The following is a 16,306-nucleotide window of genomic DNA, read 5'->3' as shown; positions in this document are numbered from 1 at the left end:
GCTATGCACTTGTCTACACATCCGACCAGTTATCCGACGCGTTATCAGGAGATTGCCGCGAGACTTGAGCAGGAGCTACGTCAACATTACCGCTGCGGCGACTATCTGCCCGCCGAGCATCAGCTTGCCGCGCGTTATGAGGTTAATCGCCACACCCTGCGCCGCGCCATCGATCAGTTGGTGGAACGCGGCTGGGTCCAGCGTCGTCAGGGCGTCGGCGTACTGGTGCTGATGCGCCCGTTCGATTATCCGCTTAACGCCCAGGCACGCTTCAGTCAGAACCTGTTGGATCAGGGAAGTCATCCCACCAGCGAAAAACGGCTGGCGGTACTGCGCCCGGCCTCCCGTCACGTTGCCGATGCGCTCAGCGTGCAGGAAGGCGATAACGTCATCCACTTGCGCACCCTGCGGCGGGTGAACGGCATCGCCCTGTGTCTGATTGACCATTACTTTTCCGACCTGGCCCTTTGGCCGCTGCTGCAGGGTTTTAACCACGGCTCACTGCACGACTATTTGCGCGAACAGTCCGGCCTGACGCTCAAGCGCACCCAGACGCGCATCAGCGCCCGGCGTGCGCAGGCGAAAGAGAGCAAGGTGCTGGAAATCCCCAACATGGCGCCGCTGCTCTGCGTGCGCACCCTGAACCACCGTGAAGGCGAGGAACGTGCGATGGAGTATTCCGTCAGCCTGACCCGCGCCGACATGATCGAATTCACTATGGAGCACTGAATGCATTTCGATACCGCCACCCGCCAGCGCTGGATGCGCGCGCTGGCTTACAGCAAGGCCGATGCCCTGAATGCGCGACTCCAGGCGTTAACGCTGGCACCGGAATATGAACTGATTCGCCCCCCGGAATGCGGACTGATGCAAATTCAGGCGCGCATGGGCGGCACCGGCAACCGTTTCTTTGCCGGAGACACCACGCTGACCCGCGCGGTGGTTCGCCTGAAAAGCGGCACGCTGGGTTACAGCTACCTGCTGGGACGCAACAAACGCCACGCCGAGCAGTGCGCCGTTATCGACGCTTTACTGCAGGAACAGACACATTTCCAGAACCTGATGGAAACCTTAATTAGCCCGCTGGAAGCAGAACGCGATGCGGAAATCACCGCCCGTCGCGCCGAGGTCAACGCCAGCCGGGTCGACTTCTTTACGCTGGTGCGCGGAGATAACGAATGACCCTACAGACCGCCTTTACCCTGCCCGTCCAGGACGCCCAACAAAGCTTTCGCCGTCTGCTGAAAGCGATGAGCGAACCGGGGGTGATTGTTGCCTTACATCAATTGAAACACGGCTGGCAGCCGTTGAATCTGGCGACCACCAGCGTCCTGCTGACGTTAGTCGACGGCGATACGCCGGTGTGGCTGTCGCCTGCGATGAATAACGACATCGCCAGCCAGAACCTGCGTTTTCACACCAACGCGCCGATGGTCGAACAACCCCAACTGGCGGCCTTTGCCGTAGCCGACGAGCGCATCAGCAGCGAACAGCTTAATGCTCTTTCTGCCGGTTCTGCGGTCGCGCCAGAAAACAGCGCCACGCTCATCGTGCAGGTTTCCAGCCTGAGCGGTGGGCGGATGTTACGCCTGACCGGGGCAGGTATCGCCGAAGAGCGAATGATCGCACCGCAGTTGCCAGACTGCCTGATCCACGAACTCACCGAACGTCCGCATCCGTTCCCGCTGGGCGTTGACCTCATCCTTACCTGCGGCGAACGGCTGCTGGCTATCCCGAGAACCACCCATGTGGAGGTGTGCTGATGTACGTAGCCGTCAAAGGGGGCGAGAAGGCGATAGCCAACGCCCATGCGTTACAGGAGCAGCGACGCCGGGGCGACGATGCCGTTGCCGAACTGAGCGTGGCGCAGATCGAACAGCAGATGAATCTGGCTGTTGATCGCGTCATGACCGAAGGCGGTATTGCCGATCGCGAACTGGCGGCGCTGGCGCTCAAGCAGGCCAGCGGCGATAACGTCGAAGCCATCTTTCTGCTGCGCGCTTACCGCACCACGCTGGCAAAGCTGGCGGTAAGCGAACCGCTGAACAGTGGGGAAATGCGCCTGGAACGCCGTATCTCGGCAGTCTATAAGGATATTCCGGGCGGACAGCTGTTAGGACCAACCTACGACTACACCCATCGTCTGCTCGATTTTACGCTGCTGGCGAATGGCGAAACGCCGCCGCTGCGGACTGCAGAAAGTACGCAGGACGCCGCCCCGCACGTCTTTTCGCTGCTGGCGAATCAAGGGTTGGCGAAGCCCGAAGAAGATAACGGCGCCACGCCGGATGACATCACCCGCACGCCGCCGGTTTACCCCTGCTCCCGTGCGTCACGCCTGCAACAGCTGATGCGCGGCGATGAGGGCTATCTGCTGGCGCTGGCCTACTCCACCCAACGCGGCTATGGGCGCAATCACCCCTTCGCAGCCGAAATCCGTAGTGGCTACGTTGCGCTGGAAACGGTACCGGAAGAGCTGGGATTTTCGGTCAACGTCGGCGAACTGCTGATGACCGAATGTGAAATGGTCAACGGCTTTGTCGCCCCGGACAACGATGCGCCTCACTTTACCCGCGGCTACGGACTGGTGTTCGGCATGAGCGAACGCAAAGCGATGGCAATGGCGCTGGTGGACAGAGCCCTACAGGCACCCGACTACGATGAAACGGTCACAGGACCGGCGCAGGACGAAGAGTTCGTGCTGGCGCACGCGGATAACGTCGAGGCGGCGGGTTTTGTTTCGCACCTCAAGCTCCCCCACTACGTCGATTTCCAGGCCGAGCTGGAACTGCTCAAACGCCTGCAACAGGAGGCCGCCCGTGACCACTAACCTCTTCGGCTACAACTTTGCTTATCTGGATGAGCAAACCAAACGCATGATCCGTCGCGCGATCCTCAAAGCGGTGGCGATCCCCGGCTATCAGGTGCCATTCGGTGGCCGCGAAATGCCGATGCCTTACGGCTGGGGAACCGGTGGGATCCAGATTACCGCCAGCGTGATTGGTGAACCGGACGTGCTGAAGGTTATCGATCAGGGCGCAGATGACACCACCAACGCGGTATCGATCCGCAACTTCTTCAAACGCATCACCGGGGTCAATACCACCGAGCGCACGGAAGATGCCACGTTAATCCAGACCCGTCACCGGATCCCGGAAACGCCGCTGACGGAAGATCAGATCCTGATCTTCCAGGTGCCGATCCCTGAACCGCTGCGTTTTATCGAACCTCGCGAAACGGAAACCCGCACTATGCATGCGCTGGAGGAGTACGGGATCATGCAGGTGAAGCTGTATGAAGATATCGCCCGCTTCGGCCATATCGCCACCACATACGCCTACCCGGTGAAAGTCAACGGACGCTATGTGATGGATCCGTCGCCGATCCCGAAATTCGACAACCCGAAGATGGACATGATGCCCGCCCTTCAGTTGTTTGGCGCGGGACGCGAAAAACGCATCTATGCCGTACCGCCGTATACCCGCGTGGAAAGTCTCGATTTCGACGATCATCCGTTCACCGTACAGACCTGGGATGAGCCCTGCGCCATCTGCGGTTCAACGCACAGTTATCTTGATGAAGTGGTACTCGATGACACCGGCAAACGCATGTTTGTCTGCTCCGACACCGACTACTGCCGCCAACAGAGCGAGGCACTCAGCCAATGACGCAACCGCTGCTTTCGGTTAATAACCTGACCCATCTCTACGCGCCGGGTAAAGGCTTCAGCGAGGTCTCTTTTGACCTGTGGCCTGGCGAAGTGCTGGGCATTGTCGGGGAGTCCGGTTCCGGCAAAACCACCCTGCTGAAATCCCTCTCCTCGCGCCTGACGCCGCAGTCGGGCGAGATTCAGTACCAGAGCCGTTCACTGTACGCCATGAGCGAAGCCGACCGCCGCCGCCTGTTGCGCACTGAATGGGGCGTGGTACATCAGCACCCGTTGGATGGCCTGCGTCGTCAGGTCTCGGCGGGCGGTAATATCGGCGAACGCCTGATGGCGACCGGCGCACGCCACTACGGCGAGATCCGCGCCACCGCCCAGCGCTGGCTGGAGGAGGTCGAAATTCCGGCCTCTCGTATCGACGATCTACCGACCACCTTTTCCGGCGGCATGCAGCAGCGTCTGCAGATCGCCCGCAACCTCGTCACCCACCCGAAGCTGGTATTTATGGATGAGCCGACCGGCGGTCTCGACGTCTCCGTCCAGGCGAAACTGTTGGATCTGCTGCGCGGGCTGGTGGTGGAACTGGATCTGGCGGTGGTGATTGTCACCCATGATTTAGGCGTGGCGCGCCTGCTGGCAGATCGTCTGCTGGTGATGAAACAGGGTCAGGTGGTGGAAAGTGGATTAACCGACCGCGTGCTCGACGATCCACATCATCCGTATACCCAGTTGCTGGTGTCGTCCGTATTGCAGAACTGATTTTTTGTTTTGCCGGATGGCGGCTACGCCTTATCCGGCAATCGAATGCCCAAATGCTTAAAGAGGCTAAAAATGAACGCGATCCGCGTTGAAAACGTCAGTAAAACCTTTGTGCTCCACCAGCAAAACGGCGTGCGCCTGCTGGTGCTGCAAAATGCCTCGCTGGAAGTCAAAAACGGTGAATGTGTCGTTCTACATGGCCATTCCGGCAGCGGAAAATCGACGCTGCTGCGTTCGCTGTATGCCAATTATCTGCCCGACGAGGGGCATATTCACATTCGCCATCACAACGAATGGGTGGATCTGGTGCACGCTCCGGCGCGCAAAGTGCGGGAAGTCCGCCGCGCCACGATAGGTTGGGTGAGCCAGTTTCTGCGGGTGATCCCACGGATCTCCGCGCTGGACGTAGTAATGCAGCCGCTGCTGGATCTCGGCGTACCGCGCGAGGCGTGCGCCGCCAAAGCCGCAAGCCTGTTGACCCGTCTGAACGTGCCGGAACGCTTGTGGCACCTCGCCCCATCAACCTTTTCCGGCGGTGAACAACAGCGCGTGAACATCGCGCGCGGATTTATCGTCGATTATCCGATTCTGTTACTCGACGAACCGACCGCGTCGCTGGATGCCAGAAACAGTGCCGCCGTGGTGGCGCTGATTGAAGAGGCGAAAGCGCGGGGTGCGGCCATTGTCGGCATTTTTCACGATCAAACTGTGCGCGACCGCGTAGCGGATCGTTTGCACCTGATGGGAACAACACCATGATTATCAATAATGTAAAGCTGGTGCTGGAAGATGAAGTGGTGCAGGGATCGCTGGAAATGCAGGATGGCGTGATTCGCGCGTTTGCGCAAAGTCAGAGCCGTCTTCCGCAAGCGCTGGACGGAGAAGGCGGCTGGCTGCTACCGGGGCTGATTGAGTTGCACACCGATAATCTCGACAAATTCTTTACCCCACGGCCGAAAGTGGACTGGCCCGCGCATTCCGCAATGAGCAGCCACGACGCGCTGATGGTCGCCAGCGGTATCACCACCGTGCTGGACGCGGTGGCGATTGGCGATGTCCGCGACGGCGGCGATCGTCTGGAAAACCTGGAGAAAATGATTAACGCCGTAGAGGAGACGCAAAAGCGTGGGGTGAACCGCGCCGAGCATCGCCTGCATCTGCGCTGCGAACTGCCGCACCACGCCACGCTGCCGCTGTTCGAGAAGCTGATCAGCCGCGAACCGGTCACGCTGGTTTCGCTGATGGATCACTCGCCGGGCCAGCGTCAGTTCGCCAACCGCGAGAAGTATCGTGAATATTATCAGGGTAAATATTCGCTGACCGATGAACAGATGACGCGTTACGAAGAGGAACAACTGGCCCTGGCGGCTCGCTGGTCGCAGCCCAACCGGACTGCCATCGCGCAACTGTGCCGCGAGCGCAACATTGCACTGGCAAGCCATGATGACGCCACCTCCGGGCATGTGCAGGAATCCCACCAGCTTGGCAGCGTGATCGCCGAATTTCCCACCACGTTCGAAGCCGCAGAAGCCTCGCGCCAGCACGGCATGAACGTACTGATGGGCGCACCGAACATTGTGCGCGGTGGCTCTCATTCCGGCAACGTCGCGGCGCACACGCTGGCAGAATTGGGGTTGCTGGATATCCTCTCGTCAGATTACTACCCCGCCAGCCTGCTGGATGCCGCGTTTCGCGTCGCAGACGACGCGGCTAACCGTTTCACCCTGCCGCAGGCGATCCGCCTGGTGACCGCCAACCCGGCGCGGGCGCTCAGTCTCCGCGATCGCGGCGTGATCGCCGAAGGTAAGCGCGCCGATCTGGTACTGGCGCACCGTAAAGGCGATCACATCCACATCGACCACGTCTGGCGCCAGGGAAAGAGGGTGTTCTGAGTATGGGAAAACTGATCTGGCTGATGGGGCCGTCCGGCTCCGGGAAGGACAGTTTGCTGACCGCACTCCGTCAGCAAGAACATGCGCAACTCCTGGTGGCGCACCGTTATATCACTCGCGCGGCGAATGACGGGAACGAAAATCATGTCGCCCTGAGCGAGCAAGAGTTTTTCACCCGCGCCGGGCATAACCTGCTGGCGCTAAGCTGGCATGCTAACGGCTTTTATTATGGCGTCGGCGTGGAGATCGATCTCTGGCTTAACGGCGGCTTCGACGTGGTGGTCAACGGCTCACGCGCGCATCTGCCCCAGGCGCAGGCGCGCTACGGCACGGCGCTGCTGCCGGTCTGCTTGCAGGTCTCCCCTACGATTTTGCGCCAGCGCTTACAGGCGCGCGGGAGGGAAAGCGAACCCGAGATTGCCGCGCGTCTCGAACGCGCCGCCCGCTACGCCCCGTTTGGCTGCCATACGCTCAATAACGACGGCAGTTTGCACCAGTCCGTCGATTCGCTGTTAACGTTAATGGGACGCAAGGAGCCACGCCATGTCTGCCTGTGAACTTCGTCGCGCCACCGGACAAGACACCGAGGCCGTGTACGCGCTCATCTGCGAACTGAAGCAAGCCCAGTTTGATTACCCGACCTTTTGCGCCGGATTCACCGCCAATTTGCAGGATGACCGACTGCGTTATCAGTTGGCGCTGCTTGAGGGCCAGGCGGTTGGACTCATTGGCCTGCATCTGCAGTATCATTTACACCACGCCAACTGGATTGGCGAGATTCAGGAACTGGTGGTGATGCCGCAGGCACGGGGTCTGAAAATCGGTAGCCAGTTACTGGCATGGGCAGAACAGGAAGCCCGCGAGGCAGGCGCAGAGATGACAGAGCTGTCCACCAGCGTGAAGCGTCATGACGCCCACCGTTTTTATCGGCGCGAAGGCTACGAACAAAGTCATTTTCGCTTCACAAAAGCATTGTGAGGTACGTAGGCCGGATAAGCCGCTCGCGTCGCCATCCGGCACGATACGACAAGGGGAATCACGATGAGTCTGAGCATCACGCTAAGCGGCACCGGCGGTGCGCAAGGGGTACCCGTGTTTGGCTGCGATTGTGAAGCCTGTCGCCGCGCACGCCTGCAGGAACCGTATCGCCGACGCCCGTGTAGCGGCGTGGTCAAATTCAACGATACGGTGACGCTGCTGGATGCGGGCATACCGCACCTGATGGACGACTGGCCGGCGGGCAGCTTTCGACAGTTTTTACTCACCCATTATCATATGGATCACGTACAGGGATTGTTTCCGCTACGCTGGGGCGTCGGGGCGTCCATCCCGGTGTACGGCCCGCCGGACGAACAGGGGTGCGACGATCTGTTTAAGCATCCCGGCATTCTCGACTTTAGCCACACCGTCGAGCCGTTTGTGGTGTTTGAGTTACAAGGATTGCAGGTCACACCGCTACCGCTGAATCACTCAAAGCTGACGTTGGGTTATCTTCTGGAGACAGCGCACAGCCGCGTGGCATGGCTGTCTGACACCGCCGGACTGCCCGATAAAACGCTCACCTTTCTGCTCAACAATCAGCCACAAGTTATCGTCATCGACTGTAGCCATCCGCCACGTCCCCAACCGCCGTGCAATCACTGTGATTTAAATACGGTCATTGCGCTTAATGAAGTGATTCGCTGCCCGCAGGTGATCCTCACGCATATCAGCCACGCGTTCGATGTCTGGCTGATGGATAACCCGCTCCCGGACGGATTTGAAGCAGGCTATGACGGGATGCAGATTATGGTCGATTAACGCCCGTAATCCTCTTCCATTCGGCTTTCTTCATCTTCCAGTTGGCGGCGTTCACGATCGAGCTGGCGCTGACGTTCATCAAGTTGCCGTCTGCGATCCTCAAACTGACGCCGGCGATCATCATATTGTCTGCGGCGATCGTCGCTCATTTCGTTCTGCCACCTGTCGTCGCGCGAATCCTCGTAATCCCGCCCGCTATCGCTGTCAGGCTTATAAGCATCGTTGATCGCCTGCTGAATGTTGCCGATAGCATCATCAATGATATCGGCCTGTGCCGGCACGGTAGCCAGCGACAGCAGGCTGAATAAAAAGAGTGTCAGGGTGCGTTTCATAGAACCAGCCTCAAAAGGGGACGGTTTCTACGTTAGTTATCGCCCTGTGCGACGAGTAGCGGAGGAATCTCAATTTCGTATCGGGTTCCGTTACAGCCTCCGTCGGCACAACGCCAAATCGTCACGTCAAATATGACGACAGCCTGTTTTTCGTCAGGGTTTTGTCCAAAAATTATCCGTAATATCAGGGAAAGCCCCCAATTAAAATGTGGCATAAAAGATGCATACTCAGGTCGACAAGCGTGTATGCGCGATTTGATTAACTGGAGCGAGACCGATGAAAAAAGTCGTCACGGTTTGCCCGTATTGCGCATCAGGTTGCAAGATCAACCTGGTGGTCAATAACGGCAAAATCGTCCGGGCTGAGGCGGCGCAGGGGAAAACCAATCAGGGTACTCTGTGTCTGAAGGGCTATTACGGCTGGGATTTTATTAACGATACCCAGATCCTGACCCCGCGCCTGAAAACGCCTATGATTCGTCGCCAGCGTGGCGGCAAACTGGAATCAGTTTCCTGGGATGAAGCGCTGAATTACGTCGCCGAACGCCTGAGCGCCATCAAAGCGAAATACGGCCCTGATGCCATCCAGACGACCGGCTCGTCGCGCGGCACCGGGAATGAAACCAACTACATCATGCAAAAATTTGCGCGCGCCGTTATTGGTACCAATAACGTTGACTGCTGCGCTCGCGTCTGACACGGCCCATCGGTTGCAGGTCTGCACCAGTCGGTCGGTAACGGCGCAATGAGCAATGCCATTAACGAAATTGATAACACCGATTTAGTGTTTATCTTCGGTTACAACCCGGCGGATTCCCACCCGATTGTGGCGAATCACGTGATTAACGCTAAACGTAACGGGGCGAAAATTATCGTCTGCGATCCGCGCAAAATTGAAACCGCGCGCATTGCCGACATGCACATCGCTCTGCGAAACGGCTCGAATATCGCACTGTTGAACGCGATGGGCCATGTCATTATTGAAGAAAATCTGTACGACCAGGCGTTTGTCGCCTCCCGTACGGAAGGTTTTGAAGAGTACCGCAAGATTGTCGAAGGCTATACGCCGGAGTCCGTCGAGGAGATAACCGGCATTAGCGCGAGTGAAATTCGTCAGGCCGCGCGGATGTATGCCGGTGCGAAAAGCGCGACCATCCTGTGGGGCATGGGCGTCACCCAGTTCTATCAGGGTGTAGAAACCGTGCGTTCACTGACCAGCCTCGCGATGCTGACCGGCAACCTCGGTAAGCCCAGCGTGGGCGTTAACCCGGTACGTGGCCAGAACAACGTTCAGGGCGCGTGCGATATGGGTGCGCTGCCGGATACCTATCCGGGCTATCAGTATGTGAAAGATCCGGCTAACCGCGAGAAATTCGCCAAAGCCTGGGGCGTGGACAGCCTGCCTGCGCACACTGGCTATCGCATCAGCGAGCTGCCGCACCGTGCGGCGCATGGCGAAGTGCGTGCGGCGTACATTATGGGCGAAGATCCGTTGCAAACGGATGCGGAACTCTCCGCAGTGCGCAAAGGCTTTGAGGATCTGGAACTGGTCATCGTGCAGGACATCTTTATGACCAAAACCGCATCGGCGGCAGATGTCATTTTACCGTCGACGTCGTGGGGCGAGCATGAAGGGGTCTTTACCGCTGCTGACCGTGGTTTCCAGCGCTTCTTTAAAGCCGTTGAGCCGAAGTGGGATCTGAAAACCGACTGGCAAATCATCAGTGAGATCGCCACCCGGATGGGGTATCCGATGCACTACAACAACACCCAGGAGATCTGGGATGAGTTGCGTCATCTGTGCCCGGATTTCTACGGGGCGACTTACGAGAAGATGGGCGAACTGGGCTACATCCAGTGGCCTTGCCGCGACACGTCAGACGCCGATCAGGGGACCTCATACCTCTTTAAAGAGAAGTTTGATACCCCGAACGGCATGGCACAGTTCTTCACCTGCGACTGGGTTGCGCCGATCGATAAACTCACCGACGAGTACCCGATGGTACTGTCGACGGTGCGTGAAGTCGGCCACTACTCCTGTCGTTCGATGACCGGTAACTGTGCGGCCCTGGCCGCGCTGGCGGATGAACCAGGCTATGCGCAAATCAACGCGGCCGATGCGGCGCGTCTGGGCATTGAAGATGAAGCACTGGTGTGGGTTCACTCGCGAAAAGGCAAAATTATCACCCGCGCGCAGGTCAGCGAGCGCCCGAACAAAGGGGCTATCTATATGACCTACCAGTGGTGGATTGGTGCCTGTAACGAGCTGGTGACCGAGAACTTAAGCCCGATTACCAAAACACCAGAGTACAAGTATTGCGCCGTGCGCGTGGAGCCGATTGCCAATCAGTCCGCCGCCGAGCAGTACGTGATTGATGAATACAACAAGCTGAAGGCTCGCCTGCGCGAAACCGCAATGGGCTAACCACAACGTTGATGCATCTCAACAGCCTCCACCCTGGAGGCTGTTTTTTTATCCATACGATCTCTTTATACTGTCCATTCCGTACCCTAATTAAAACTTAATAATGAAACCACTTCTTGCATTGATGTTATTGATGACATTCTTTGCCCGTGCTGCCGATCCTGAGCCTGGAAGCCAGTATTTGCAGGCCGCAGAGGCAGGTGACAAACGCGCGCAATATTACCTTGCTGACAGCTGGTTTAGCTTCGGCGATTTAAGCAAAGCCGAATACTGGGCACAGAAATCCGCCGACAATGGCGATGCGGACGCCTGTGCGCTGCTGGCGCAGATTAAAATCACTAATCCGGTCAGTCTGGATTACCCTGAAGCAAAAATGCTGGCGGAGAAGGCCGCCCGGGCGGGCAGTAAAGCGGGCGAAATTACGCTGGCACGCATTCTGGTGAATACGCAGGCCGGTAAAACCGATTACCCCAAAGCCATCTCCCTGCTGCAAAACGCCTCTGAAAATCTGGAGAGTGATGTGGCCGTAGATGCGCAGATGCTGCTCGGTTTGATTTACGCCAACGGTGTCGGGATTCAGGCTGATGATGATAAAGCGACCTGGTACTTCAAACGCAGTTCCGCCATCTCTCGCACCGGGTATTCCGAATACTGGGCGGGAATGATGTTTCTGAACGGCGAACAGGGCTTTATTGAGAAGAATAAACAGAAGGCGCTGCACTGGTTGAATCTGAGCTGTACCGAAGGATTCGATACCGGCTGCGAAGAGTTTGACCGATTAACGAACGGCTGACTCAGATTACCTGATGGCGCTTTGCTTATCAGGCCTACAAGCGATGTCGACTCGTAGGCCGGATAAGGCGCAGCGCCATCCGGCAGACCGTTTACCGTTACTGGGCAGTCTTATCGAATTTACCCAGTACTTCGCGCTCATACGCCAGCGCTTTTTTGCGATCAAACTTGTGTTCCCATTTGGCGATAACCAGTACCGCCAGCGCATTCCCCACCACGTTCAGCGCCGTACGCGCCATGTCGAGAATACGGTCGACCCCGGCGATAAAGGCCAGGCCTTCCAGCGGGATGCCCACGCTACCAAGCGTTGCCAGCAGTACCACGAAGGAGACGCCCGGCACGCCAGCAATCCCTTTCGATGTCACCATCAGCGTCAGCACCAGCACGATTTCCTGCCACAGCGACAGGTCGATACCGTACAACTGCGCGATGAAGATCGCCGCAATACTCTGATACAGGGTCGAGCCATCGAGGTTAAACGAGTAGCCGGTCGGCACCACAAAACTGGTGATCGAGGCTGGCGCGCCGTAGGCTTCCATCTTCTCGATAATTCGCGGCAGCACGCTTTCAGAGCTGGCGGTGGAGTACGCCAGAATCAATTCATCTTTCAGAATGCGGATCAGGATCCAGATACTCAGTCCGCAAATACGCGCGACGATACCCAGCACCACCAGCGCGAAGAACAGGATCGCGAAGTGAACCAACAGCACCAGCTTCGCCAACGGCCACAGCGAGGCAAAACCGAAGTTCGCCACGGTCACGGCGATCAGCGCGAATACCCCGACGGGTGCATAGCGCATGACCATGTGCGTCACTTTAAACATGGTTTCGGAAATGGAGCGGAACACCGTCACCAGCGGCTCACGATGCGTTGCCGGTAGCGAGGAAAGCCCCAGACCAAACAGCACCGAGAAGAAGATGATTGGCAGCATGTCGCCTTTCGCCATCGAAGCAACGATGTTTGTCGGGACCAGCGACAGAATGGTGCCCATCAGGCCATGCGCGTGGCTCTGCACCTCTGCCGTCGTGTTCTGGTATTTCGAAATGTCCACGGTCGCCAGTTGCGACATATCAATGCCGGAGCCCGGCTGGAAGACGTTCGCCAGCGTAATCCCGAGGATAATGGCAATCGTCGTGATCACTTCGAAATAGAGAATGGTTTTCGCGCCGATACGTCCCAGTTGTTTCGCATCGCCGACACCGGCAATCCCGACAATCAGCGTGGAGATCACAATCGGCACGACGATCATTTTAATCAGATGGATAAAGATATCCCCTGCCGGAGAGAGCAGGTTTGCAATCAGCCACTCGCGGCTGTCGCTGTGATAATGCAGATAACTGCCGAGTAAAATGCCCAGCACCATGGCAATCAGGATCTGCCAGGCCAGACTGAGTTTAAAACTTTTCATAACGACGAACTTCCTCAATGGAACGCCACTCCTGTTCATCGCGCAGGAATGGATACATACTGAAAGGGTATGAATTGTGTTGCGTTGGTTAGTAGAGTTTTTTAACGCTATACCCTAAATAGTCCGAGTTGCAGGAAGCCAACACACCTGCAGCTTGAAGTATGACGGGTGTATAATCAGTACCATTTGCAGGGCATCTTGCGCAACCCTTTAAGAACAGGGCTTTTCGCTGAAATAATGCATAATAACGCGAATTTATCGGGTTTATATTGCATAACTATTTGTTATGGAAAGATTTTTAAATCTGCGTTTTTGAATTATAACCGTCATGAATTATTTTGGCGGCGAGGTTCATTTGCCTGTTTTTTAAACAGATAAATCGCGCAAAATCACAAATCTATTTCTGTCGGTTCTGTAATAACTTTGCCATATTTATCGAGTCTATCAGCTGCGCACGATTCACTCGCGGCGAATTCAAATCCAGGACTTTTTGCCACTGCAAAATCGCCTGTTTGTAATCCGCCTGCATAAATGCATCCGACGCCAGTAGCATCAGCGCAGTCACTTCCCCGGCATCCAGTGCCAGCGCCTTATCAATCATCTCGCGGGTCGCCGGCGTCATGTGCTGCCCGGCCTGGTAGTAGAGCACGGTCGCCAGCGCCGAATAGATCTCCGCATTCTCTCCACGGCTACGCAGCGCCTGACCATAAGCCAGCAGCGCATTATCGTAATCATTGCGCCACAGATAATACTCGCCGAGGAGCGCCCACTTTTCGCTGTCCTGTGGGTTGGCGCGAATCTGTTTTTGCAGGGCTATCAGTTGGGCCTCCGGCGTCGAGGTTTCTGCAAATTCATGCAGCGGATCGGCCAGTCGTCGTTGTTCGTCTCGCACGGCCTGCCATTTCGGCGACAGCAGATAGCCGCACAGACAGACGATGACCATCAGCACTGCCGCCAGGGTCAGTCGTCTGACAGGCATCGGGCGTGACGGTTCAGGTTGTCTCATCGTTGCCCCCTTTTCGCCTGCTGACGCGCCACAAAATCCCTCCAACCAGCAGCAACAGCAGGCACGGCAATGCCCACAGCAGCAGCGTCTGCCCGGTGAGCGGTGGGTTATAGCGGACAAAATCACCGTACCGCGCGGTCATCCAGGCGGTGATTTCAGCTTCATCTTTCCCTTCTGCCACCATCGTATAGACCTGGTGGCGCATGCTGACCGCAACCGGCGCATTGGATTCCAGCAAGTTTTGATTCTGGCACTGCGGACAGCGAAGCTGGCTGGCAATCGACAACGCCTTTTCCTGCTGCTGCGGGTTCTCAAAAGCCCAGGTATCAACCACCTGAGCGTGAGCGGAAAAGGAGATAACCAGCAGTAAGATAAACGCAATGATGGTGCCTGATGACGCTGCGCTTATCAGGCCTGCGCCGTGCTTAAACCATGCGCCGCCATCCGGCAATCCCCCCGACAAAAACCGCGGTTCATTACGCATCGCGCTTTCTCCCACGCCAGCCGCTGAGCAGCGCCCCGGCAATCATCAACAGCCCCCCGCCCCAAATCCAGCGCACGCCGCTTTGCACATACAGGCGCAGGGCATACCGCTCCTCGCCCGTTTTTTCACCCATCACCGCATACCAGTCATGAAGCAGATCCCAGTGAATGCCAGGTTCCATCATTTGCTGGCGACGGGCGGAATAAAAGCGCCGCTCGGGCGTCAGGCTACCTATTCGTTTCTCGCCCTGCCACAGCGTAATAAGCGCCTTTTCGGTGGTGTAGTTCCCTTTCGCGGCCAGATCCAGCCGTTCAAAGCGGAAGGTGTAACCCGCCAGTTCAACCTGCTGACCTGGGCTCAGGTTAAGGCTTACCTCCTGACGACTGCCGCTGGAGAAGAGGATCCCCGCGGCAAAAACCAGCACACCTGCGTGCGCCAGCAGCGCCGGAAGCTGGCGGTGTACGGCCCTCTTCCGGCTTCTGACCATCGCTGTCACGATTACCACCAACATCAGCAAGCCAAACGGCAAGGTGGCGCGGTTAAAATAGGGCGCGCCAACGGAGAGTCGCCCCCAGCCCAGCAGGCCATAAATCATCGGGTAGAGCGTTCCAATCAGTACGATCAGCAGCACCGCGCAAAAGAGCAGCAGCGCTGCCAGAATCAGCATTTCGCGTGACCAGCCGCTCAGACGAACGGCCTGTTGGTTAGCCCGCGCGCGCCAGCCGTACAAGCCGAGCGCGGCCAGACTCAGAATGGCAAAGAGGGCAAACAGCGGCACGGCGCGCACATTATCCAGCGCAAAAGCGTGTACAGAAACGAGAATACCGGAACGGACAATCAGCGTGCCCAGCAAAGAGAGGATAAGCGTAACAATGGCCAGCAGTAGCGACCAGTGGCGAAAAATGCCGCGTTCACGCGACACATACAGGCTGTGCAGCAGCGCACTGGCAGAAAGCCAGGGTAATAAAGACGCGTTTTCCACCGGGTCCCAGAACCACCAGCCGCCCCACCCCAGTTCGCAATAGGCCCACCATGAACCGAGAATGATGCCAAGCGTCAGCGCACACCAACCGGGCAGCGCCCAGCGCCAGCACACCCAGGCGGTCAACGTCGTGAAATCACCGCGCAGCAACGACGCCAGCGCCACTCCGGCAGCGACCATCAGGCCGCCGTACCCCAGATACAGCAATGGCGGATGCAGGATCAGCCCCAGATGTTGCAGCATCGGGTTGAGATCGCGCCCTTCTATCGCTGGCGGAAAGATACGGACAAACGGATCGGACCAGAACACCACAAACAGCAGCAGCAATGCGGTGATCGCCGAGAGTACGCCGAGTGTGAACGGAAACAGAGGATCATATTCGCGGCGATAGCGCCAGGCAAACAGCGCGCTCCAGCCGGACAGAAATAACACCCACAGCAGCAGAGATCCTTCGTGACCGCCCCACACCGCCGCCAGCTTGAGTCCCCACGACAACAGGCTGTGACTATGTTGGGCCACATAGATAACGGAGAAATCGCTGGTCAGAAAGCAAAACACCAGAATCAAGAAGGCGAGCAGCAGGCACGCAAATTGCGCCCAGACGCCCACGCTCGCCAGACGCATTACGCTCTGCCAGCGCTGGCGTTCACCTGCCAGTACGGCAAGCGGGGTCAACACGTTGACCCCGAGGCTGAATAACAGTGCCAGAAAACCGGCTTCAGGAAGGAGTACGTCCAGAAATCACCTTTCCCTCACAGCCA

17 protein-coding genes and 1 pseudogene are annotated in these 16,306 nt (G+C 57.5%); 13 read left to right on the top strand and 5 right to left on the bottom strand.

Annotated features, from left to right (window positions below; all coding sequences use genetic code 11):
* The first annotated feature begins 3 nt into the window (after nt 1-3).
* The 11 genes from phnF to phnP all read left to right on the top strand — a co-directional run bounded on the left by phnF (nt 4) and on the right by phnP (nt 8,115).
* Nucleotides 4-729, top strand: a complete 726-nt coding sequence (gene phnF, locus C2U53_RS12105; RefSeq protein WP_044328534.1) for a phosphonate metabolism transcriptional regulator PhnF — start codon at nt 4-6, stop codon at nt 727-729.
* Entirely contained in the window at nt 730-1,182 is a 453-nt protein-coding gene (gene phnG / locus C2U53_RS12100; protein ID WP_042999081.1) for a phosphonate C-P lyase system protein PhnG, read from the top strand.
* Nucleotides 1,179-1,763: a phosphonate C-P lyase system protein PhnH gene (phnH, locus tag C2U53_RS12095; protein WP_044328533.1), complete on the top strand. Its 585-nt coding sequence runs from the start codon at nt 1,179-1,181 to the stop codon at nt 1,761-1,763. The genes phnG and phnH overlap by 4 nt, the downstream gene beginning before the upstream one ends.
* Nucleotides 1,763-2,830: a carbon-phosphorus lyase complex subunit PhnI gene (locus C2U53_RS12090; RefSeq protein WP_104445952.1), complete on the top strand. Its 1,068-nt coding sequence runs from the start codon at nt 1,763-1,765 to the stop codon at nt 2,828-2,830. The genes phnH and C2U53_RS12090 overlap by 1 nt, the downstream gene beginning before the upstream one ends.
* A gap of 46 nt (nt 2,831-2,876) precedes the next feature.
* Complete coding sequence (gene phnJ, locus C2U53_RS12085) at nt 2,877-3,668, top strand: alpha-D-ribose 1-methylphosphonate 5-phosphate C-P-lyase PhnJ (protein ID WP_235188474.1); 792 nt, start codon at nt 2,877-2,879, stop codon at nt 3,666-3,668.
* Nucleotides 3,665-4,423: a phosphonate C-P lyase system protein PhnK gene (phnK, locus tag C2U53_RS12080; RefSeq protein ID WP_044328531.1), complete on the top strand. Its 759-nt coding sequence runs from the start codon at nt 3,665-3,667 to the stop codon at nt 4,421-4,423. The genes phnJ and phnK overlap by 4 nt, the downstream gene beginning before the upstream one ends.
* A 72-nt stretch (nt 4,424-4,495) precedes the next feature.
* Nucleotides 4,496-5,182, top strand: a complete 687-nt coding sequence (gene phnL, locus C2U53_RS12075; RefSeq protein ID WP_042999076.1) for a phosphonate C-P lyase system protein PhnL — start codon at nt 4,496-4,498, stop codon at nt 5,180-5,182.
* Nucleotides 5,179-6,315 (top strand): alpha-D-ribose 1-methylphosphonate 5-triphosphate diphosphatase, encoded by a 1,137-nt coding sequence (gene phnM / locus C2U53_RS12070; RefSeq protein WP_042999075.1) that lies wholly within the window; start codon nt 5,179-5,181, stop codon nt 6,313-6,315. The genes phnL and phnM overlap by 4 nt, the downstream gene beginning before the upstream one ends.
* Nucleotides 6,316-6,317: 2 nt before the next feature.
* A complete protein-coding gene (gene phnN, locus C2U53_RS12065) occupies nt 6,318-6,872 on the top strand; it encodes a ribose 1,5-bisphosphokinase (protein ID WP_104445951.1) in 555 nt (184 codons plus the stop codon).
* Complete coding sequence (gene phnO, locus C2U53_RS12060; RefSeq protein WP_042999073.1) at nt 6,859-7,293, top strand: aminoalkylphosphonate N-acetyltransferase; 435 nt, start codon at nt 6,859-6,861, stop codon at nt 7,291-7,293. Before phnN ends, phnO begins: the two co-directional genes overlap by 14 nt.
* Nucleotides 7,294-7,356: 63 nt before the next feature.
* On the top strand, nt 7,357-8,115 hold the full coding sequence (gene phnP, locus C2U53_RS12055) for a phosphonate metabolism protein PhnP (RefSeq protein WP_042999072.1): 759 nt from the start codon (nt 7,357-7,359) through the stop codon (nt 8,113-8,115).
* Here phnP and yjdP read toward each other — a convergent pair.
* Nucleotides 8,112-8,447: a DDRRRQL repeat protein YjdP gene (yjdP, locus tag C2U53_RS12050; RefSeq protein WP_042999071.1), complete on the bottom strand. Its 336-nt coding sequence runs from the start codon at nt 8,445-8,447 to the stop codon at nt 8,112-8,114. The genes phnP and yjdP overlap by 4 nt on opposite strands.
* Before the next feature lie 277 nt (nt 8,448-8,724).
* On the opposite strand from yjdP, the gene fdhF reads away from it, so the two are divergent.
* Together fdhF and yjcO are read left to right on the top strand one after the other, a co-directional pair.
* Nucleotides 8,725-10,872, top strand: a complete 2,148-nt coding sequence (gene fdhF / locus C2U53_RS12040) for a formate dehydrogenase subunit alpha (RefSeq protein WP_080721659.1) — start codon at nt 8,725-8,727, stop codon at nt 10,870-10,872.
* A gap of 103 nt (nt 10,873-10,975) precedes the next feature.
* Complete coding sequence (gene yjcO / locus C2U53_RS12035; protein ID WP_042999069.1) at nt 10,976-11,665, top strand: Sel1 family TPR-like repeat protein YjcO; 690 nt, start codon at nt 10,976-10,978, stop codon at nt 11,663-11,665.
* A gap of 97 nt (nt 11,666-11,762) precedes the next feature.
* Here the strand turns inward: yjcO and gltP are convergent, their stop codons facing one another.
* From gltP to C2U53_RS12010, 4 genes and pseudogenes are all read right to left on the bottom strand, one after another.
* Entirely contained in the window at nt 11,763-13,073 is a 1,311-nt protein-coding gene (gltP, locus tag C2U53_RS12030) for a glutamate/aspartate:proton symporter GltP (RefSeq protein WP_042999068.1), read from the bottom strand.
* Between the two features lie 397 nt (nt 13,074-13,470).
* On the bottom strand, nt 13,471-14,079 hold the full coding sequence (gene nrfG / locus C2U53_RS12020; protein WP_104445950.1) for a heme lyase NrfEFG subunit NrfG: 609 nt from the start codon (nt 14,077-14,079) through the stop codon (nt 13,471-13,473).
* Nucleotides 14,066-14,530 carry a heme lyase NrfEFG subunit NrfF gene (gene nrfF, locus C2U53_RS30725; protein ID WP_369700154.1) on the bottom strand — a complete coding sequence of 155 codons (465 nt, stop codon included), beginning with the start codon at nt 14,528-14,530 and terminating at the stop codon, nt 14,066-14,068. The genes nrfG and nrfF overlap by 14 nt, the downstream gene beginning before the upstream one ends.
* Nucleotides 14,512-16,283 (bottom strand): annotated as a pseudogene (locus C2U53_RS12010) (heme lyase CcmF/NrfE family subunit); the annotation flags it as partial. The pseudogene C2U53_RS12010 and the gene nrfF, both read right to left, overlap by 19 nt.
* Between the last annotated feature and the right edge of the window lie 23 nt (nt 16,284-16,306).

It is taken from the genome of Citrobacter sp. CFNIH10 (assembly GCF_002934585.1).
Lineage (GTDB): Bacteria > Pseudomonadota > Gammaproteobacteria > Enterobacterales > Enterobacteriaceae > Citrobacter_A > Citrobacter_A amalonaticus.
The sequence above is the reverse complement of the archived record's forward strand: the minus strand, read 5'-3'. Positions and strand labels throughout refer to the sequence as shown.